General features: G+C 69.5%; 18 protein-coding genes and 3 tRNA genes. 4 read left to right on the top strand and 17 right to left on the bottom strand.

Annotation, left to right across the window (positions count from 1 at the left end; genetic code table 11):
- Positions 1-10: 10 nt before the first annotated feature.
- Positions 11-751 carry an MBL fold metallo-hydrolase gene (locus JDY09_RS04210; protein WP_274717803.1) on the bottom strand — a complete coding sequence of 247 codons (741 nt, stop codon included), beginning with the start codon at positions 749-751 and terminating at the stop codon, positions 11-13.
- A 22-nt stretch (positions 752-773) separates the two neighbouring features.
- On the opposite strand from JDY09_RS04210, the gene JDY09_RS04205 reads away from it, so the two are divergent.
- On the top strand, positions 774-1,889 hold the full coding sequence (locus JDY09_RS04205; protein ID WP_274717802.1) for an aminotransferase class V-fold PLP-dependent enzyme: 1,116 nt from the start codon (positions 774-776) through the stop codon (positions 1,887-1,889).
- A 22-nt stretch (positions 1,890-1,911) separates the two neighbouring features.
- Here JDY09_RS04205 and JDY09_RS04200 read toward each other — a convergent pair whose 3' ends face one another.
- Positions 1,912-2,541: a DUF47 domain-containing protein gene (locus JDY09_RS04200; protein ID WP_274717801.1), complete on the bottom strand. Its 630-nt coding sequence runs from the start codon at positions 2,539-2,541 to the stop codon at positions 1,912-1,914.
- 154 nt (positions 2,542-2,695) lie between these two features.
- Here JDY09_RS04200 and JDY09_RS04195 point away from each other — a divergent pair, with 154 nt between their 5' ends.
- Positions 2,696-3,712: a penicillin acylase family protein gene (locus JDY09_RS04195; protein WP_274717800.1), complete on the top strand. Its 1,017-nt coding sequence runs from the start codon at positions 2,696-2,698 to the stop codon at positions 3,710-3,712.
- 1,561 nt (positions 3,713-5,273) lie between these two features.
- Here the strand turns inward: JDY09_RS04195 and JDY09_RS04190 are convergent.
- From JDY09_RS04190 to JDY09_RS04175, 4 genes are all read right to left on the bottom strand, one after another.
- A complete protein-coding gene (locus JDY09_RS04190; RefSeq protein WP_274717799.1) occupies positions 5,274-5,885 on the bottom strand; it encodes a hypothetical protein in 612 nt (203 codons plus the stop codon).
- Between the two features lie 395 nt (positions 5,886-6,280).
- A tRNA-Val gene (locus JDY09_RS04185) sits at positions 6,281-6,353 on the bottom strand.
- Positions 6,354-6,489: 136 nt separating this feature from the next.
- Entirely contained in the window at positions 6,490-8,478 is a 1,989-nt protein-coding gene (gene acs, locus JDY09_RS04180; RefSeq protein WP_274717798.1) for an acetate--CoA ligase, read from the bottom strand.
- A gap of 133 nt (positions 8,479-8,611) precedes the next feature.
- Positions 8,612-8,682: transfer RNA gene (locus JDY09_RS04175), tRNA-Cys, on the bottom strand.
- 60 nt (positions 8,683-8,742) lie between these two features.
- On the opposite strand from JDY09_RS04175, the gene JDY09_RS04170 reads away from it, so the two are divergent.
- Positions 8,743-8,816 (top strand) — tRNA-Gly (locus JDY09_RS04170).
- Positions 8,817-9,043: 227 nt separating this feature from the next.
- Here the strand turns inward: JDY09_RS04170 and JDY09_RS04165 are convergent.
- From JDY09_RS04165 to JDY09_RS04115, 11 genes are all read right to left on the bottom strand, one after another.
- Positions 9,044-9,586: a nuclear transport factor 2 family protein gene (locus tag JDY09_RS04165; protein WP_274717797.1), complete on the bottom strand. Its 543-nt coding sequence runs from the start codon at positions 9,584-9,586 to the stop codon at positions 9,044-9,046.
- Positions 9,587-9,652: 66 nt separating this feature from the next.
- Entirely contained in the window at positions 9,653-10,138 is a 486-nt protein-coding gene (locus JDY09_RS04160; protein ID WP_274717796.1) for a ribonuclease HI family protein, read from the bottom strand.
- On the bottom strand, positions 10,135-10,344 hold the full coding sequence (locus tag JDY09_RS04155; protein WP_274717795.1) for a hypothetical protein: 210 nt from the start codon (positions 10,342-10,344) through the stop codon (positions 10,135-10,137). The genes JDY09_RS04160 and JDY09_RS04155 overlap by 4 nt, the downstream gene beginning before the upstream one ends.
- Before the next feature lie 76 nt (positions 10,345-10,420).
- Positions 10,421-11,251: a hypothetical protein gene (locus JDY09_RS04150; RefSeq protein ID WP_274717794.1), complete on the bottom strand. Its 831-nt coding sequence runs from the start codon at positions 11,249-11,251 to the stop codon at positions 10,421-10,423.
- Between the two features lie 69 nt (positions 11,252-11,320).
- Positions 11,321-13,399 carry an elongation factor G gene (fusA, locus tag JDY09_RS04145; protein ID WP_274717793.1) on the bottom strand — a complete coding sequence of 693 codons (2,079 nt, stop codon included), beginning with the start codon at positions 13,397-13,399 and terminating at the stop codon, positions 11,321-11,323.
- 157 nt (positions 13,400-13,556) lie between these two features.
- Entirely contained in the window at positions 13,557-14,348 is a 792-nt protein-coding gene (gene whiG / locus JDY09_RS04140; RefSeq protein ID WP_274717792.1) for an RNA polymerase sigma factor WhiG, read from the bottom strand.
- Positions 14,349-14,376: 28 nt separating this feature from the next.
- Positions 14,377-15,276, bottom strand: a complete 900-nt coding sequence (locus JDY09_RS04135; RefSeq protein WP_274717791.1) for a tyrosine recombinase XerC — start codon at positions 15,274-15,276, stop codon at positions 14,377-14,379.
- Positions 15,269-16,282 carry a L,D-transpeptidase family protein gene (locus JDY09_RS04130; protein WP_274717790.1) on the bottom strand — a complete coding sequence of 338 codons (1,014 nt, stop codon included), beginning with the start codon at positions 16,280-16,282 and terminating at the stop codon, positions 15,269-15,271. The genes JDY09_RS04135 and JDY09_RS04130 overlap by 8 nt, the downstream gene beginning before the upstream one ends.
- Positions 16,283-16,401: 119 nt before the next feature.
- Positions 16,402-17,640, bottom strand: coding sequence for an NAD-dependent epimerase/dehydratase family protein (locus JDY09_RS04125; protein ID WP_274717789.1), 1,239 nt, complete (start codon positions 17,638-17,640; stop codon positions 16,402-16,404).
- A gap of 47 nt (positions 17,641-17,687) precedes the next feature.
- On the bottom strand, positions 17,688-18,596 hold the full coding sequence (locus tag JDY09_RS04120) for a hypothetical protein (RefSeq protein WP_274717788.1): 909 nt from the start codon (positions 18,594-18,596) through the stop codon (positions 17,688-17,690).
- Between the two features lie 50 nt (positions 18,597-18,646).
- A complete protein-coding gene (locus JDY09_RS04115; protein WP_274717787.1) occupies positions 18,647-19,201 on the bottom strand; it encodes a 5' nucleotidase, NT5C type in 555 nt (184 codons plus the stop codon).
- Positions 19,202-19,378: 177 nt separating this feature from the next.
- Between JDY09_RS04115 and JDY09_RS04110 the strand changes: the two genes are divergently transcribed.
- The gene (locus JDY09_RS04110; protein WP_274717786.1) at positions 19,379-20,344 is read left to right on the top strand and encodes an alpha/beta fold hydrolase; all 966 of its coding nucleotides are present in this window, start codon (positions 19,379-19,381) and stop codon (positions 20,342-20,344) included.
- Positions 20,345-20,364: the final 20 nt, after the last annotated feature.

Below are 20,364 nucleotides of genomic sequence, written 5' to 3'. Positions count from 1 at the left end.
TCGTTAACCGTCACGCCTCGATTTCCACGATGCTGCCCGGGACGATCTCGTCACGCCGCTCCTGACCGAGCCGCACCCACGCCTTGTAGCCGCCGTCGTAGTCGCGAGCGAGAACGACGAGCTCGGCTTCCTCGCCGGCTACGCGGCAGCGCCGTCCGTCGGGCCGATCCTTCCCTAGCCACACGCGCACGAACGGGTTGTGTTCGCGCTCCTCGGCGACGGTCGTGGGGTCGCTGTGGCCAGGGTAGAGACGAGTGTCTGGAGGAAGGACGAGCAACACCTCGAGGATCGAGCGGCGCAGGTCGTCGTAGCCGCTCGCGCCCGGCGCGCGCACCCCGCCCACCGAGCCGCGAAACAGCGTGTCGCCGCAGAACGCCGCCCCGTCGACGACGAACGCGAGCATGCCGTCGGTGTGGCCAGGAATGTGGAGCGCGCCGAAGGCGATGCCGGCAAGTTCGTGGCGGCCGGGCTTGAGCGCCTCGACGCCGCCGATCCGCGCCGCTTCTAGCGGGTGGGCGAGCGCGCGCTCGAAACCGAGCGCGGCGCGCAGATCGTCGAGCGCCGCAACGTGATCGTGGTGGTGGTGCGTGAGAAGCGCCGCGACCACGTCGAGCCGGTGGCGTTCGCGCGCCCGCACGAGCGGTTCGACAGGGCCGCCAGCGTCGATCAGGAGCGCCGGCCCGTCGGCCGCGGGGGCGACGAGGTAGGTGCACGACAACCAGTCGGGATGGAGTGAGCGCTCGACGATCACGGGAGCCGTAGTATCACCGCTCGTGCCGCCGGTCGACACGTGGAGCACCGGTGTTGCCGCGTTGCGCGCACGCTTCCCGGTGTTCGCGCGCGGCGTCGCCTATCTCAACACGGGCACGAACGGTCCGGTTCCCGCTTCCGCCGAGCTCGCCGCGCGCGAGGCGCTCCACGCCGCCACGGTGGCGGGGCGCTCGGGCGCGGCCTACTTCGAGCGCTGGGTGAGCGCACCGGCAGCGCGCCTGCGCGCACGGGCAGCCGAGTGGCTCGGTGCAGCTCCCGACGAGGTCGCGCTGACGCGTTCGACGACCGACGGCATCAACATCGCTCTCGCCGCCCTGCCGCTGCGCGCCGGCGACGAGGTCGTGACCTCCGACGAGGAGCACCCGGGCCTGCTCGCCCCCCTTGCGCGCCTTGCCGCCACGCGCGGGGTGAGAGTTCGCACCGCGCCCCTGCGCGAGCTCGCGAACGCCGTTGGACCACGCACCCGTCTCGTCGCTTGCTCGCACGTGTCCTGGGTGAGCGGCGCGGTCGCCCCGGTCGCCGACCTGGCGGCGACCGGCGTGCCGCTGCTCTACGACGGCGCCCAGGCGCTCGGCGCGATCGCGGTGGACGTGCGGGCGCTTGCCTGCGACTTCTACGCTGCGCCGGCACAGAAGTGGCTGTGCGGCCCGAACGGGCTCGGTTTCCTGTACGTGCGCGGCGAGCTCGTCCGCGAACTCGAGCCGCCGTGGCCGAGCTACGAGTCGCTCGCTGACACCGTGGAGCCTTTAGCGCGCCGCTGGCACCGCGATGCGCGCCGTTTCGACACCGTCGACCCGGCCCCGCCTCTGCTCGCCTGGGCGCTGGCAGCACTCGACGAGCTCGAGAGGGTGGGTCGCGCGAAGATCGCGCAGGCGGCGTGCGATGCCGCCGACGCTTTCGCTGCTGGGGCGCGAGAACGCGGTCTGCGCGTGGCACCCCGTGGTCGCTCAACGCTCGTCAGCGTGGCGAGCGAACGCGCCGCGGCAGCGGTCGCGGAGCTCGCCGCGCGCGGCGTCGTCGTGCGCGAGATTCCCGGTCGTGGGCTTGTGCGGGTGTCGGTCGGCGCGTGGAACGACGGCGACGACCGCGAGCGCTGCCTGCGCGCTCTGGTCGGGTGACGCGCCGCCGCGCGACAGCGGTTCAGCGCTGTTTAAGAGCGATGCCATCGAGGATGTTCGCGACCCGCTCGGTGGCGTCGATCGCCGCCTCGAGGCGCTCGTAAAGGTCCTTCCAGCGGATCACCACCATCGGGTCGATACCGCCTTCGAACAAAGCCGCGAGCGCCTCGCGCACGATCCGGTCGCCGTCGTTTTCGAGCCGGTTGATCTCGACCGTCTCGTGCGAGTAGTCGTCGCCGCTACGCAGTTTCGGCAGCGCACGCTCGATCACGTCGCACGCTTGGCGCAAGGTAGTCGCCAGCTGCTGCGCTTGCTCCATCGGCGCTTCGATCTTGTAGAGACCGAGGAAATCGGCGACCTCTTCGACATAGTCGACGACGTCGTCGAGAGCCGCGGCGAGAGCGTGGGCGTCGTGGCGGTCGATCGCGCCCGGGGGCGACTGCGCCACGTGCCGGTAGATCGTGTGCGATATGCGATCGCCCTCTTGCTCGCAGAGCAGGATCGCGCGGGCGAGCTCCTGCGCGTCCGGGAAGCTGCCGAGCAGCTCCTCGAGCAGCGCCGCCGCGCGCTTGACGTTGGCGGCAGCCGATTCGAGCAGGTCGAACAGCTCGGTGTCGCGCGCGCTGTGGGCGGAGCGTTTGAAGATCGGCATCGCTGGGAGGTCTCGCTCTCGCGTCGCGACGCTATCAGAGGCCGCAGCCGCCGTTCGCCACCTCTCCTCCCCCGCGCCTCGTCTGCGGTTATAGGCGCCGCGCGGCCTGTGGCCGCGGGCAGGGGTGAGAAGCAACCGTCGCACACGCACGCGCGTGCGGGTCACTTTGGCTTGCACGCTAGTGGCGGCGCTAGCGGTGAGCGGCGCGCCAGCTCGCGCTGCCCATCCCGCGCCCTACCGCGCCAACGACGGCGGCGGCTTTCGCAACGTCTTGCCGCCGGGCCAGAACGGGGTGGCTCCCGCCCCCGCTCTCGCCCCCTTCCTGCTGGCCTGCCCGCCGAACGGTCCGCAAGGTTGCGAGGGAGCACCGCGCCCGCCCCACTACGACCACCAACTGGCGATGTACGGCGACCTCGTCTACGCCGTTCCGGGCCTCACCGCAAGCCAGCTCGAGCGCTACTTCAAAGACGCGAGCTTCGGCGTGCGCCGAGGAGAGGCAGAGCGCGTCTACAACCCGCGCCCAGACGTCACCGTCGTGCGCGACCGCCACTTCGGCGTGCCGCGCGTCTACGCTCGCACCCGCGCCGCCGCGATGTTCGGGCTCGGCTATGTGGCTGCCGAGGACCGTCTCTTCGTGATGGACGTATTGCGTCACGCGGGGCGCGCACAGCTCAGCTCGTTAGTCGGGGGTTCGCTCGGCAACCGCGAGCTCGATCGCGAGCAGTGGCGTAACGCCCCGTACACCGAGGCGGATCTAGAGCGGCAGTTCGAGCTCGGCGACGACCTCTACCGCGACGCTGGGCGGCGCCTACAGGAGGACGCCCGCGCCTACGTCGCCGGCATCAACGCGTACATCGACGAGGCGCGGCTCGACCCGCTGCGCAAGTTGCCAGCTGAATACGCGGCGATTGGGCGGCCGCTCGGTCCGGAACCGTGGAAGGTCACCGACCTGATCGCTACGGCGAGCTTGATCGGCGGGATCTTCGGCAAGGGCGGGGGCGGCGAGCTGCGCTCGGCGCAGCTTTCGCCGGGGTCGAGTTGTACGTCTTGCAGCTTAGAGCCCTGCCCGAGCACGTCAGCCAGACGCAGGGGCGTGACGATTAAGACTACGATCAGTAAACTATTTGTTTCAGGTAAGCACTGTGTGACCCTTCCTAGTGAAGCCCGATAAAATCTACACTTGCGATCACTTCGATACAGTGCCTGATCCCTAAAGGGGCTTCAAACTGCCGGGTATCCCGCTGCCGCAAACAAGCGCTGCTCCAGCCCATCCACCGCCGCAACGTGCCTCACTTAATACCCCAAGCAGCGCATGCGCATGCTCCTCTTCTCACCTTGCGCAGCCGCTTTGGGTCCACGAACATCGGTTATGCCGAGTCACCGGTGGTGTGGGGCAGGTGCAGTGTGAGGTTGTTGCCGGTGGCTCTCCTGGCAAGACGAAACATTCCCACGGCTGCTCAGTGACTCAACAGTGGCGACAGAGCTGAGGTTCACGCTGGGGTAGCTGTCACGAAGGTCGTTGTCCGAGCTCTCTGTGCGTACCACCCGTACCACTCGGCCGACCCTCGCCGAGAGCATATTGGGCGCGCGCGCCTACAACAGTAATCAGCGCGAGACCTCCCTACAACGCTGTAAACGAGTCCACTCCCGATCGGGCCAGAGACCCCCTCACTAAGACCGGAGCGACCAGACCACACATAGCGAGGGCGTCCGCAAACAGCCGCTCGACACCCCTCACACTTCCTCTCTTTACCGACAGGTACGACACCCCGTCCCGCGCAGCCACCACCCACTCAACCGTCCAACCGGCGAGCAACCCTAGCGAGCCGGCCACGAGCGGCGGAGCACCCGCCACCACGTGCACCAACACGGGGAGCACAAGCCCGACCGCAGCGAACCGGAAGCGAGCGACGAGCCGATCGAGTGTCCTGTACCTCGTCCAGGCGTACTAAGAGGCAGCAGCGGCGGCAGCAACCGCCCTACCCCAGGGCCCGAACCACCCGAGCGCCTTCATGCCCCCAGCCGCCGCAACCGCATACACCACACAGCCCGACGCATCGTGCAACAGCCTCTTCACCTACCCCCGCCATTGGGTCACGACGATGGGGTACGCCCCCTGCCGGCAGACGTGGGGGTTGCCTCACAGCGCAGCGCTGTTACAACATCCAATCCCGCTACTCACCCTGTGCGGTCCATGCATCGCCCTAACTACTTCGCGACAGCGCGTCGCGCACGCCCAAAACGCAATCCGCTGCTCCCACACTCAGCGCCAACAACAACACCAGTCGAGACGGCCGATCGTGCCCACTCGTACCCACATACAGCGCAGAGACAAACAGCGCAACAGCCGCGCCCCGCAGCGAGCGCCTCATCCACCGACCCGCACCGACGACTGGGGCAACCATCCCGCCCTCAGGGGCACCGCTCCTTCGCCCCACCCGAGCTTTCCGCCAAAGGACAACCTCAGCCGCGCCAAACATCGCCCTCCCCAAAAGCGCCAAGGCGGCCAAGGCACACAACACCAGCCCCACCAACCCCTCCAACTCGACGATACCCACGTAGAGCACCGCCACCGCCGCGGCAAAAAACACCACAACCTCTATAAGAGACCGCACGACCCCCAACGACCCCAGCGCGCGCCAACCTCCAAAAACGGTTTCGCTGCCACCCAATCGTCGAGCGCGACCCATCGCAGCCAAACCGTCCCACAACCCAGGGTGCCTACACAGCCCCTACAGCAAGCACAGCACGACAGCTTGCGCTCCCCGCTTGACCGACGGACGCCTAACAAAGCCCGCCACGGAATCGACACACAGATACGCACGCGCAGCCGGGACAAGCAACCTCCCCGCAAACCGCGCAGCGCCCTTCACCCACCCCCAGAACGGGTCCACGACGATCGGGTATGCCCAATCACCCGCGGTGTGGGGCACATGCAGGGTGAGGGTGCTGCCGCTAACGCTCGCTGTCACAGGCACAGGGTTTCCGTTCGCGTCATGGGCCTGCGGTGGGGATGCGACCGCCACCGCGTCGCCATCGGGGTCGACGATAGCGACCGCCCCCGAGTCGAGCAAAACAAGCCGCTGCCCCTCCCCCCGCAGATCGACGGTGTAGCTGTAATCGGTGGGGGACTCGGGCCCGCGGATCTGCACGAACGTCTCCAAACCAAGCGCGCTCGCCTTCACCACCTGGTCCGCGCCCGGCTGGGTGTTCGCGAAAACAACCGCGTCACCAGCCCGCACCCCCGGGTCAGCGCCCGGGTCGACACCCTGCGGCCTCACCACAAGATCCGGGCTCTCGCCCTCACCCTCAAGCGCAAACCCGCCCCCAGCGCTCCCAGACACCCGCGCATCAACCCCAGCGCCCTCAAGCGTGAAACCCGAACCTTCTCGGCGAAGCGCAGGATCAAAAGTCTCTCCACCAACCTCAACCCGCGGCGCCTGCGCCAAAACCTCCGGCGCCGCCGCCCGAAGCTCCGACACCGCCCCCGCCGGCGTCACACCCGAAGCCTCGGTGCCAGCCCCCGCCTGCGCCGCGAACCCGCCAGCGGCAACCACCGACACACACACCGCAACACAAACCGCACGCGAGCGAGAAACCATCACCGAAAACCTCCTCTAAACCAGAACTGAACCTTGCGGCGCAAATCAATAAACGAGAGAGAGAGAGATGTCAAGACCGGGCGACGAAAGTCCCGCCTCGCGGGCACAAGGCCCGTCGCAGCATTCCCTCGCAGAAGTGGGCCGTGCTGGGCTCGAACCAGCGACCTCCGGCTTGTCGAGCCGGCGCTCTCCCAGCTGAGCTAACGGCCCCCGCGAGGCGCGAGAATAGCAACGCTGACAGAAAGAGAGTGAGGCTGCGGCGGGCATGCACCCCGCGACTTCGCGATCGCGTGGCCAGCCCCGCGGACCGGCCGGGCTGGCCGCTCCCGAGGGTGTCGGGCGGTTGCTAGCCGCTGTCGACCGCCCGCAGCTCGCGTACCTTGGCTTCGAGCTGCTTGACCACCGCCGGGTCGCGCAGCGTCGTCACGTCGCCGAGCGCTCGCCCCTCGGCGATGTCGCGCAACAGCCGGCGCATGATCTTGCCCGACCGTGTCTTCGGCAGGTCGTTCGCCCAGATGATCCGCGCCGGGCGCGCGAGCTTGCCGATCCGCTCGGCGACGCCGGCACGGATCTCATCGGCGAGACGCTCGTCGGGCTCGACGCCCGCCTCCACCGTCACGAACGCGCATATCGCCTGGCCGGTGCGCTCGTCGGCCTGCCCGATCACAGCGGCCTCGGCGACCTTGGGATGGGCGACGATCGCCGACTCTACCTCGGCGGTCGACAGGCGGTGGCCGGAGACGTTGACGACATCGTCGACGCGCCCGACGACCCAGAAGTAGCCGTCCTCGTCGCGGCGAGCGGCGTCGCCGACGAAGTACGTCTCGCGCCCGAAGCGCGAGAAGTAAGTCTCGACGAACCGGTCAGGATCCTTGTACAGCGTGCGCAGCATTCCGGGCCAGGGTCGGCGCAGGACGAGATACCCCTGCTGACCCGGCTCGACCTCGCGCCCGGCGTCGTCGACGACGGCAGCGTCGATTCCCGGCAGGGGACGGGTCGCCGACCCGGGCTTGAGCGGCGTCACCCCTGGCAGTGGAGCGATCAGGATGTGGCCGGTCTCGGTCTGCCACCAGGTGTCGACGATCGGGCAGCGCCCACCGCCTATCACCCGCCAGTACCACAGCCACGCCTTCGGGTTGATCGGCTCGCCGACGCTGCCGAGCAGGCGCAGCGACGAGAGATCGTGACGCAACGGGTACTCGACGCCCCACTTGATGCAGGTGCGAATAGCGGTAGGCGCGGTGTAGAAGATCGTCACGCCGTAGCGCGCGCAGATCTCCCACCAGATGTCCTTGTCGGGATAGTCGGGCGCCCCCTCGAACATCACCGAGGTCGCTCCCGCCAAGAGCGGCCCGTAGACAATGTAGGAGTGCCCCGTGACCCAGCCGACGTCGGCGGTGCACCAGTAGACGTCGTCGTCGCGCAGGTCGAAGACGTGCCGTTGGGTCCAGGCGACACCGGTGAGGTAGCCGCCGGTGGTGTGCAGGACTCCCTTGGGCTTAGCTGTCGAGCCGGACGTGTAGAGAACGAAGAGCGGGTGCTCGGCGTCAAGCGGCTCGGCCGGGGTGGGCCCCGCTGCGCGCAGCGCCTCGTGCCACCACAGGTCACGGTCCGGACGCATCGGCGCCGCATCGCCCGTGTGGCGCACGCAGATCACCGTTTGCAGCGCGGGCAGGTCGTCGAGAATGCGGTCGACCGCTGCCTTGACGGCGACCTTGCGCCCCTTGCGGCGCGCACCGTCAGCGCAGATCAGAGCCTTCGCTTCCGAGAAGTGCAGGCGGTCGCGCAGCGCCTCGACCGAGAAGCCGCCGAACACCACGTTGTGGACCGCGCCGATGCGTGCGCAGGCGAGCATCGCGACGGCCACCTCGGGGATCATCGGCAGGTAGATGCCGACGACATCGCCGGGAGCGATCCCGCGCTCGCGGAGCACCGTCGCCAGCCGCTCGACGTCGTGCAAGAGCTCGGCGTAGGTGACATCGCGCTCCTCACCTTCCTCGCCACGCCAGTGGAAGGCGACACGGTCGCCGCGACCGGCCGCCACGTGGCGATCGAGCGCGTTGTAACAGGCGTTCAGCCGGCCACCGACGAACCAGCGGTAGAAGGGCGGGTTCGAGTCGTCGAGAGCACGCTGCCACGGCTCGCTCCACTCGAGCAGTTCGCGCGCCTGGCGCTCCCACCAGCTCACAGGGTCACGCTCGGCCTCGCGCCATGGCGTGTCGTCACGCACCATCGCGCCTGCACGGAACTCCTGGGGCGGTGGAAACACGTCGCGCCTCAAGAGCTGCTCGAGCTCGCGCTCGAGCTCATCGGCGCGCAGCGGGCTTGTCGCCATCGCTCCTCCCTCCTCTCGCTCGCACTCGCGATCCTAGGCGGTCGAGCGCGGCGGTGCGTGGCACTGGGCGAGCCGCTCGCCCGATGCCCGGACTTGCCGAGCCGGTCTCATGGAGCGGCCGCGCACGACCAAGAGGCGCCGCCGGGAATCGAACCCGGGTCCAGGGCTTTGCAGGCCCTTGCGTAGCCACTCCGCCACGGCGCCGCGAGACCGAAATCTAGCGTCGGGAGACGCAGGGCTACGGGGCTATAATGCGCGCCACACGCGGCTGTAGCTCAGTTGGCTAGAGCGTCTGCTTGCCATGCAGAAGGTCGGGGGTTCGAGTCCCCTCAGCCGCTCTCCTCTCGTATCCGCTCCTATTGCTTTCGTCCCTTCCGCCGCGCACGGCCAGGGAAGCGGACACAGTGTCCGGCACTGCCGCACTCCTAGCTGGAGCCGCCCGAGGCGACAAGCGCAGCGGTAGCGCCTTCCCACCCGCGCACGTCAGCGCAGCTCCTGGTCGACGACGGGGATCGACGGGAACGCGCCGCGAAGCGGCCGAGCCGGTAGGGGGCCACACGCGGCCTCAGCGTGTCGTCCCAGTGCCCGTGGTTCCGGTCGTCGCGGTACCGGCCGTACCGGGACCGGTAGTCGACGAGGAGCCGCTATTGGAGCCGGTAGAGCCACCCGTGTTGGTGGTCGCCGCTGGCGCCGACAGCACACGCCACTTGCCGTCTTCCTTGCGCAGCTCGAGCGTCACGTCACGTGTCTGGCCGCCGCTTTCGAACACGATGCGGGCACGACCGGTGTCGCCGTCGACAGTCACATCCTTCTTCTCGGCCTTGGCGAGAACGTTGGCGACACCGCTGGTGAAGCGTCCGGCGGGCGAGTCGAAGACCTGTTTCGCGACCTTCTCGCAGCCACCCTGGCGTTCGAACGGTCGCTTCGATCGCTCGGCTAGCAGCTCGCAGTAGCGCTTCGCGTCGCCGTCGACAACGGCTTGCAACCACGCGTCCACGTTCTCGCGGGCTTTTTCCTCCTCGGACTTGCCGCAGGCAGCTGCGAACGCAGCGAGGGCGGGAAGGAGAGCGACGACGACGGTGCGGGCACTAAAGCTCGAAAAACGCATCGCAGCGAACGCTATCAGTCGGATGTCGCGGGCGAGGTCGCGCGCGACCCTTGGCGAGATTGGGCACTAGCTGTGCGAAGAACCTTCCCGGGAAGCGTCGAGAGCGCGGTTGAGGAGTGCGTCGGGTTCGCTGTTCTCGGCGCGAGGAACGGAGCGGACCGTCCAGCGATCGAACGCACGCAGGCGCCGGTGGGCCTCCTCCCACAGCGGGCGCAGCCTGGGGTTCTTGACCCGGTACTCGCCGCGCAGCTGCTTGGCGACGAGCTCCGAGTCGCACACCAACTCGACCTCGCGCGCGCCCAGCTCGCGGGCCAGGTCGAGCCCGAGCAGCAGACCGCGGTACTCGGCGACGTTGTTGGTCGCGTGGCCGAGCGTCGCCGCCCGCTCGGCGACACGTTGCCCGTTGGGCGTGAAGGCGACAGCGGCGGCCGCCGCTGGCCCCGGGTTGCCGCGGGCGCCGCCGTCGAACTTGACGACCAGCGCCGGCGACCCGGCCGACGTGTGCTGCGCAGCGGCGGCCGTGCGACCGCGCGCCTCCGCGCCCGCCGTCACGAGCGGGCGCCGGGAACGTCGATCGGCGGGAACGTGCCCGGTACGCGCCGCCGCCGCCGACCCCGGTCGGACGGCTTGGGGCCCGGCTCGCCGCCACGGCGGCGATCGACGATCACCTCGACGTTGGGGTCGTCGCGGTAGTACTCGACCAGCCTGTCGTACAGCTGGTCGGCGAGTTGACGAGGCACGACGCAGTAGATCGGCATCGTTCGCTTGCGCTCCTGATCGCTGGCTGGGTTCTCGAGTGGGGACGGAATGCGGTCGCCTCGCGATCCGCTCGACCTAGGCAGCGGCGAAGACGTTCCCCGCAGCGTCGAGCGAGGCGTTCCACGCTCGCAGCTCGGTGGGCAGTTCGCTGATCTCGTCGCCTCGTTCAACGAGCTCTACGGGATCCCGCTCGCTACCGAGGTCGATGCGAAAGCGATACCACGAAAGTTCCCACGCGACCACCACATCGACCAGCGCCGGCGAGCTCGCGCTCGCGACCGCAGCCACCTGCGCCTCGCCGAGCGCCCGCGCGATGCCCGCCATCGTGCGGCAGTGGTCGCTCGCCGCGAACAGCTCGAGAGCGCGCTCGATCCGCGCTGGTTCGGCCGCCGGAACGGCCCGCACGTGGCGGTGCTCGCCCTCGCCGCGCAGGGCGCGCTGGCGCGGCCCGTGGCTCACGGTCACACCGCCCTGCCCGACACTCACGGAACTACCGGTCGTAGGGTGCGCCGCCGCACTGCCATTGGCGTCCGTGGCGTTGCTGCCGTTCGTGGCGCCGCTCGCAGCGGGCGCAGGGGCTGGCGCGTCCGGCGCCGGCACTCCCGCGCCGAGCTCGTGCGCCGCCTCGCCGCTCACGCCGCCGCGCCGGCGAGCGAAAAGCCGGCGCAACCAGGTGCGGCGGCCGCGCGTCCTTCCTGCCGGTGGCAACGGCAGATCAGCGATGTCGTCGGCGCGAACCCAGCCGTAGGCGCGCGCACGGGAGTGACAGAGCTCGCAGACCGTCTCGACCGCTGCCCCCTGCACCGGCTCGCGCAGGTAGCGCTCGACCCGCTCGCCCTTCAGGATCGTGCGCCCGCACAGCGCACAACGGGCGTAGTCGTCGGCGGGTCGCAGGTCGCGTTCCATCGGGCGCTGATGATACGGGCGCCGCGGCGCGATGCCGTCCGACGCTCGGCGTGCGGCGGGATGGCCGCACTAGCGGGCTTGAGCAGGCACCGCCTGCGTCTCCTGGGCCGCGGCGATGCGACGCGCGATCTGGGCGGGCACCTGCTCATAGCGAGCCAGGTCCATCGCATAGTCGCCCCGCCCACCGGTGAGCGAGCGCAGATCGGCGCCGTAGTTGAGCATCTCCGCCATCGGCACCTCGGCACGAATTTCGGTCGTGCCCGCGCGCGGCTCCATCCCCAAAGGTCGACCGCGGCGCGCGTTGAGGTCGCCGATCACGTCGCCGACGCACGCTTCGGGCACCGTGATCGAAACCGCCATGATCGGCTCGAGCAGCACCGGACCCGCCTCCGCCATCGCCTGCTTGAAGGCCATCGAGCCGGCGATCTTGAAAGCGATCTCCGACGAGTCGACAGGATGGTGCTTGCCGTCGACGACGCGCACGCGCACGCCCTGCACCGGATAGCCGGCTACCACGCCGGCGCGCATCGCCTCGCGGACACCCTTCTCGACCGCCGGGATGAACTGCGACGGGATCACACCGCCGCGGATCTCGTCGACGAACTCGAAACCGCCGTCGGCACCGAGCGGCTCGATCACGATGTGGCAGTCGGCGAACTGACCGCGGCCACCGGTCTGCTTCTTGTGGCGCGCGTGGGCGCGTGCCGTGCGCGTGATCGTCTCGCGATAGGGAACGCGCGGAGGTTTCAGATCGACCTCGACGCCGAAGCGCTCCTTGAGGCGACCGACCACCACCTCCACGTGCATCGGCGTGAGCCCCGCCACGATCAGCTCGCCGGTCTGCTCGTCGCGGTGGACGTCGAGCGTGGGGTCCTCCTCGCAGAGGCGTGCCAGCGCGCCCGTGACCTTGTCCTCGTCGGCGCGCGAGTGCGGCTCGACAGCGAACGCCATGACCGGGCGGGGCAGCGGCGGCATCGTGATCACGACGGGCTCGCTGCGGGCGGTGAGCACGTCGCCGACGTGGGTGTCCTTGAGCTTCGCCACCGCGGCGATATCGCCGGGACCGACACGGTCGGCAGGCTCGGCGTTCTTGCCGAGCAGCTCGAGGAGCTGTCCGACGCGCTCGCGGCGCCCTGTGCGCGAGTTGAGGAGCTGGCTCTCGGACTCGAGCGTGCCGTCGAAGACGCGCAGCAGGTTCAGGGTTCCCGCATAGGGATCGGCGAGCGTCTTGAACACGAAGGCGGTGGCCGGAACGTCGTCACGCCCGGCGAGCGGCGCCCCCGCGACTGGCTCGGGCGGAGCCTTCTCGGCCGGCGAGGGCAGGTCTTCGACGAGCGCGTCGAGCAGACGTGCCGTGCCGATGTTGCGCGTCGCGGCACCGAGAGCGACGGGGAAGATACGTCCGGCGCTGACGCCCTGTTCGAGCGCGGCGACGATCTCGTCGTGGGATATCTCCTCCCCCTCCAGGTAGCGCTCCATCAGCTCGTCCGAGATCTCCGCGACCTCGTCCATCAGCCGTTCGCGGTAGTTCTCGGCGCGATCGCGCAGCTGATCGGGGATCGCCTCCTCGCGCGTAGCCCCCCGCTCCTGCGAGGTGGCTACGAACGCGCGCATGTCGATCAGATCGATAACGCCGCCGAAATCGTGCTCGCTACCGATCGGGATCTCGGTGGCGACGACGTGGGCACCGAAACGCTCCTTGAGCTCGTCGAGCACGCGTTCGAAGTCGGCGCGCTCGCGGTCGAGCATGTTCACGAAGACGAGGCGAGCGAGGCCGAGCTCCTCGGCATGGTGCCACAGCCGCTCGGTCGTCACCTCGACACCCATCACGGCGTTCACCACGAACACCGCGGTCTCGCAGACCCGCAGCGCGGCTAGCGCATCGGCCACGAAACTCGGTTCGCCGGGCGTGTCGATCAGGTTGATCTTGTGGCCGCGCCAGCGGAACTGCGCGAGCGCCGCCGAGATCGACATCCCCCGCGCCCGCTCGTCGGGCTGCGAGTCGCAGACCGTCGTGCCCTCGTCCACCGAGCCCAGCCGCTCGGTCGCACCGGCCTCGTAGAGCAAGGCTTCGGCAAGCGACGTTTTGCCGCTGCCCCGGTGGCCAACGAGCGCGACGTTGCGAATCCGCCGCGGGTCCTCGAGCACCACGCCTCCTCCTTTCCCGCGCCGCCGACCGGCGGCCGCGGACCGCAAGCTCACTCCCTCGAGTTGAGCCTAGTCAGCACGGGCGCTCGCTGCACGAACACACGACGATCGGGCGGCGCGACAGCGGCGCGCCGCCCGGTAGCGGAGCCGGTAGCGGTCAGTCGTCGTGCTCGCTCTCGCCCTGCAAGCGAGACTTGAGGCGCAGCACCGCCTTGGTGTGGAGCTGCGAGACGCGCGACTCGGTGACCCCGAGGACCTCGCCGATCTCGCGCAGCGTCAGGTTCTCGTAGTAGTAGTAGAGCGCGATCACCAGCTTCTCGCGCTCGGGTAGGCGGGAGATGGCTTCGGCCAGACGGTCCCTCATCTCGGCGGTGTCCATCTCCTGCGCTGGGTCGACCGCGCTCGGGTCCTGGAGCGTGTCGAGCAGGGAGACCTGGTCGCCCGAGGAGTCCGACACCGTCCACAGCTCGTCGAGAGCGACGATCGACGAGTTCGAGATCTGCAGCAGCGACTCCTGGAACTCTTCGACGCTAATGCCGAGCGCGTCCGCCATTTCTTGGTCGGTCGGCGGTCGCTGAAGCTGGTTCTCGAGCTTGGCGTTGACCCGTTCGATCTCGCGAGCACGGGCCCGCACCGAGCGCGGAACCCAGTCGAGCGACCGCAGCTCGTCGATGATCGAGCCCTTGATGCGGGTGATCGCGAAGGTTTCGAACTTGATCTCGCGCTCGGGCTCGTAGCGCTCGATCGCCGCGATGAGACCGAGAAGCCCGTAGCTGATCAGGTCGGCTTCTTCGACGTGCGCGGGTAGTCCGCTGGCCATGCGGCCAGCCACGTACTTGACGAGCGGCGCATAGGCGAGGACCAAACGCTCGCGCGCCTGCTCGTCGCCGTGCTCCTTGTAGCGGCGCCAGAGCTCGCGAAGCTCGATCTCCTTGAGGTTTGTCTCCAACGTGTGTCTCGGTGTCCGAGAAGAAGGGTCAGGCCCGGGGGTGAGCGCGCCGGTACGCGTCACGCAAGCGTGCCGACTCTAACCGAGTGTAGATCTGAGTGGTACGGATCGAGGCGTGGCCGAGAAGTTCCTGCACGACCCGGAGATCGGCACCGCCCTCGAGGAGATGAGTGGCGTAGGAGTGGCGAAGCGCGTGTGGTGTCACGGCGATCCCAACGCGGCGCGCCGCTTGCGCCAGCCGGCGACGAACGTCGCTGGGCGAGAGCCGCTTGCCGCGCTGCGAGACGAACAAAGCCCGTTCGCGTCGATCGGCCACAAGCTGCGGACGGCCCCGGTCGAGCCAGGAGCGCAGCGCACGCTGCGCTACCTCGCCTACCGGCACGATCCGGGTGCGCCCCCCCTTGCCCTCTACGCGCAGCTGCTCGCGGTCGAAGTCGATCGCGTCGACGTCGAGGGCCACAAGCTCCCCCACGCGCAGGCCGGCGCCGTAAGCCAGCTCGAACAGCGCGCGGTCGCGCAACGCCAGCGGCCCGCCGGCCGGTGCGGCATCGAGGAGGCGTTCGACCTGTCCGCGCGGGAGCGCACGCGGGAGCGAGGGACGTCGTTTCGGTGCGGGCACAAGCTCGGCGGGATTCGCGCGCAGCTCGTCGCGGCGGACGAGCGTGGCGTAGAAGCTGCGGACCGCCGACAGCTTGCGCGCTAGCGAGCTGCGCGCGAGCCGCCGTTCGGCGAGGTGGCCGGCGAACGCGCGCAGCTTGCGGTGGTCGAGGTCGTACGCCGCGAGCCCTCTCCGTGCTGCCCACGCCGCCAGCTCGCCGACGTCGCGCAGGTACTCGCGGCGCGTGCGGCCGCTGACGCCGGCGGCGGCGAGGTCGCGGTCGAAGCGCGCCAGCAACGCGGTCCAGCGCTCGTCGAGCCGCTCAGCCACCGATGTAGATCGGGGTTCCCACCGGAACCCGGTCGTAGAGATCGATCACGTCGGGGATGCGCATGCGCACGCAGCCGTGCGATGCGCGGCTGCCGATCGAGCTGACGGCGTCGGTGCCGTGGATGCCGGCTCCGTCGTAGAAACCGAGCCAGCGCGCCTTGATCGGGTTGTCGGGACCGGGCGGAATCACCTTGCCGGCAAGGTCGCCAGCCCAGGGGCGCCGGGGAACGTGCCAGGCGGGGTTCACCGCCTTGCTCTGGATGCGGTACAGGCCGGTCGGAGTGTCGTAGCCGACCGCGCCGATCGCGACCGGGTAACTGCGCACGAGTCGAAGGTGGTCGTAGAGGCGCAGGGTGAACGCCGATCGGTCGACGACGATCAAAAGTGGCCAGCGGTTCGGCAGGTCGGTGAGCGTCGTGCGCGCCTTGCGCACGCGCACCGGCACCGCGATCCGCGCGACGACACGGCCGCGGGCGAGGGCGTCGTCGATCGCGCGCACAAGCTCCCGCCGTCGGACCGTGCGGCCGTCGCGGTGCGGGATGCGAGCGAGCGACGGAAAGACGAGCTCGGCATCGCGCGGAGCGACATCGAAACGCTCGGCTACGCGTCGCACCGTCCGGTCGACAGCGCTTTGTGACCACGCGGCGCGCAGCGGAAGGTCGGCGTCAACGCGCGCCCCGCGCACCGCGCGCCACAAGCGCCCCGCGACACCACCGCTTCGGCTGCGCGCGAGCGCGTCGCTCACCATCGCCCCGACGTCCGGGCGCCAGCGCAGGTCGCGGCGCGCGTCGACGACGATGCGCTGCGCTCCCAGGGTCAAGACGATCCGCGGGCGGACAGTGGCCGTGCGGGCGCGCAGCCGCACTGCCGCGTCGGACCGGTCGAGCCCACCCAGGTCCACCCCGGCCACACGCACACCTGTGGCAATCGTGTCGCGACTGTGGCGGTCGTAGGCGTAGGCGATCCCGACGAGGAGCAAGAGAGTGCCGACGGCTGCCGCCAGCACGGCTCGTCCGAGCGCACGGCTCGGCACGCCACCGCCCGGGCGGCGCAGGCCGCCTCGGTCGGAACGGCGCGGGTGATCCTCCTCCGAAATACTGCCGTACCCGCGCTTTCCGCCGCTCGTCACCGCTCGCCGTCTTCGACAGCGACCGACGCCTTTCCTACAGGCGCCTTGTCGTCGGCCCCTTCTGGGTCGGCCTCCCTTCTGCGCCTGCGGCGCGCCCCGCCCGCCGGCGAGGCACCGGCCCGCAACCGGCGCTCGAGCTCGCCCACGGTCGTCTCGAGCGCGGCGATCCGCGCGCGCAGCTGTTCCTCGGGACCGTGCGGGCGCTTGACGTAGGGGCTCCAGCGCAAGAACTCCTCGACCGCCCGCTCGTAGCGGTAAGGCTCCTGCATCGCGCGGACGATCGGGTGCAGGCGGAGGTGCTCGGCGAACTTCAGCACGGTCTCGCGCGACGTGTAGCGGTAGTGGAAGCCAGTCGCTTTGAGCCGTCGGTTGTCGAGGCCGCGCCCGAAACGCAACAGGCGCAGCATCTCCGGCGTCACGGGCACACCGAGGCGGCGCAGCAGCGTCGTCGCAAGGGACGTGCCCCACGGCGGCAGGATCGGGACGGGCAGCTTGCCCAACAGACCCGCGACCTCGCTGAGCACAAGGACACCGTCGGCGGCGACGTTGTAGATGCCATGGAGATCGTTGACCGTCGCGTGCTCGAGCGCCCGCACAACGTCGTCTTGGTGCACGAACTGGTAGCGCGGGTCGAAACCCAGGATCATCGGCACCACAGGCAGCGAAAACAGCCGCGCGTGCGAGGTGTCGATGTCGGGACCGAGAACCATCGTGCAGCGCAAGAGCGCCACCCGTACGTCGGGACGTTGCTCGGCGAAATCGGCGACCGACGCCTCGGCCTCGAGGATCTCGCGCTCGAGGGTGGTCTCGGGCGGATGGGTGCGCGGCATTCCTTCGTCGAAGAAGGCGGGATCGTCCTGGTGGCATCCGTAGTAGTGCGCCGACGACTTGAACACGAGCCTGCGCACGGGCGACCCGGGGCCCGAACAGGCGGCGAGGATGTTCATTGTCCCGGCGACGTTCTGGTCGTGGAGCTCGCCGGCGCTCACACCCCACGAGTCGACGATCAACCGCGTGTCGACGACGGTGTCGATGCGCGCCGCTTCGACGATCCGCCGCAGCAGCGCGTGGTCGGCTCCCACCTGAACGAACTCGGTGCGCTCGAGCTCGACGTGCGGCTCCTCGACATCGACGCCGACGATCGCCTCGATCGCGGGGTGGCGCTCCAGCGCCTGCGCCAGGCGCCCACCCCAGTAGCTGGACAAACCGGTGACGAGTACGCGCCGCGAGCTCACGACCTGGACCTCCTAGACCCCTTCGAGTTTGACCGATCGCTCGCGGGCTATCCCGTCCAAACCGAATGTCTTCGTGCCAGCATGTCGGCAAGGCGCTGCTCGATCGCGGCGCGCACCAGCTCGGCGTAGTCACGCGTCGCGAGCGCGACACCCGGGTCGGGAACAGCGACGAACTCGACGCGCATCTTGGCGGGTAGAAAGGCCATCTGCACGAGGGGCAGACGCCCGAGCGCACGCACAGCGGCGGGAAAGCGGCGGGAGAGTCGCCCGACACGGCGCCGCACCGATCGCAGCGGCGCGGGAAGGCGTGGCCGTGCGAGGATCGTCGGGTTCGCCTCCTCAACCCCGAGCACAGCCGCGCCGAGCACCGGAACTCCTGCGGCACGAGCGGTGGCGAGCGCGTCGACCTCGGTGAAGCGGGCCAGGCGGTAGCGCCGCGCGAGCGGCTTGTGGGCTGCCGCCACCGGTTCCGGGAAGGCGAGGACGAACGCGCCCTCGTCGACAAGCAGGCGCTCGACGTTGGCGCGCTGGGCAGGAACGCAGCCGAAGCGCGAAAGGATCGCGCCGAGCGCGGGAACCGCGCGCAGATCGGGCTCGTGCAGCACGTACAAACGCCGCGACGGGCCGAACCGTTCCCGCACGATGCGCGACAGCATCGCCGCGTGTGGCGCGAGCGATCCCGCGCGATGGCTCAAAAGGAGGGCTCCACCGCTGGGCAGAAGGTCGACGTTGCTCGCCTCGACGCGAAACCACAGGTCGTAGAGCAGATCGCCGAGCGTGTCGTCGAAAAATTGCTCGAGCCGCTGCGAGCGCCCCCAATCGTCGACATCGCGCGCTGGCTCGATGCCCGGGAGAAACCTATGCGCAGCCGCAGGCAGGCGGGTCGGGAGCTTCTCTGCCGGAACCACCGGGCGGCGGCGCGCGGGCGCTCGGCCGTCGACTTCGCTGCGCGGCATCACGGCGATTCTCGCATGCCCGCGCGCCGGCGCACACGGACCACCGCGGACTAGGGCTCGAGCAGCGGCTCGAGCTTCGCGCGCAACTCGGCCCAGTCGCGTGCGGCGGTGAACCCGTGCTCGGCTACGACCTCCTCGTTCCAAGGGTGGAGGATCGTCGCAACGCGAATACCGGCGGCATGCGCCCGCACAAGGTTCACAGGGCTGTCGTCGACAAGCAGATCGATGCCGAGCTCGACACAGCGCGAAACCTTGTCGAACGAGCAGTGGAGGTCGTCGTAGGGCAGGCCGATGCGGGCGAGCCAGCGCGCGGTGGCCTCGGCCGCGGTCGGGCGGCGGTGGCTAGTGACGTGGATCCAGTGACCACGTTCCTTCCAAGCGCGGACTGTCTCGACGGCACCCGGATAGGGCTCGGCAGCGAGGATGTTCTCGTCGGAGTGGCTCTCCTCGACACAGTGCACGAGCGCGTCGCCGGCGAGTGCGGGAATGTGCCAGTCGCGCTGCTCCTCGTAGCGGAGATCGATTCCGTAGCGCGCACGCGCGATCCGCGCCAGCACGGTCCAGTAGTCGTGGAGGGTCGAGTCGATGTCGAGAGCGATCCGCATCCGCTGCGACACCCTAGGGAGAAGCCACCAAGTCGGTGCCAAGATCGGGATCTAACCGGCGCCAGAGCCACTGCCTTGTCGTCGGCCGGCAGCGGTGCGGGTAGGTCGTGCGCCGCCCACTTGCTGCACGAGGCGATAGCTTTACAGCGCGTGTCAACCGTTAAGGAGGGCGGACCTGTGAGCGACGGCGGCGTCGTGCGCGGACCTGACGACTACGGTCTCACAGCCGAGCCCAACTGGCGCACCGTCGATTGGGCCCGCCATCTCGCCCGCGTGCGCATCGGGCGCACGCCCGTGAACTATGTGCGTCTCGATCCTCCGCAGCGTCGGGATGGCGCGGTTCCCGTGGTGTTCGTCCATGGGCTTTCCGGCCAGTGGCAGAACTGGCTCGAGAACTTGCCGGCGACGGCCCTCGAGCGTCCCGCGGTGGCCCTCGACCTACCCGGTTTCGGACGCTCGCCGCTGCCCGCGAACGGCACCGTCTCGATCCCCTACTACGCGAGCGTGGTGGCGCGCCTTTGCGCGGCGCTCGGCTTCGATCGCTACGTGGTCTGCGGGAACTCGATGGGTGGCCTGATCGCAGCCGAGCTCGCGCTCCGTGAGCCCGGGCGCGTGCAGGGCCTGGTGCTCGTCTCGCCCGCCGGCGTGTCGAGCGCGACGGTGAAGGTGTGGCCGGCGGTCGCGGTGGGAACCGTCGTGCGCTTGGTCGGCGTCTACGGTGGGCGCTTCCACCGCCACGTAGCTCGTCGGCGGCGGGCACGCGCTCTCGGCTTGGCGCTCGTGGCGCGTTACCCCCAGCGCCTCGACGCCGACCTCGCTTGCGAAGGTTTGATCAAGGGCGCCGGCAAGCCGGGATTCGCTCCGGCGCTACGGGCGACGGTCGGCTACGACCTGCGCGAGCGCCTGCCCGAGATCGCCGTCCCGACGCTCGTCGTGTGGGGCAAGGACGATCGTGTGATCCCGGTGCGCGACGCAGACGTGTGGGCGAGCCGCATCGCGAACACCGAGAAGGTGATCCTCCCCCGCACCGGCCATGTCGCTCAGCTCGAGCGGCCACGCACGTTCAACCGCCTCTTGCACGACTTCGTCGCGCGGGTCGACGCCCAGGAGCACACACCGACGACCGCTGCAAGCGCCAGCTGAGCGCGCCTGGTGCACACCGA

The sequence above is a fragment of the Thermoleophilum album genome, from assembly GCF_028867705.1.
Classification (GTDB): Bacteria; Actinomycetota; Thermoleophilia; order Solirubrobacterales; family Thermoleophilaceae; genus Thermoleophilum.
The sequence above is the reverse complement of the archived record's forward strand: the minus strand, read 5'-3'. Positions and strand labels throughout refer to the sequence as shown.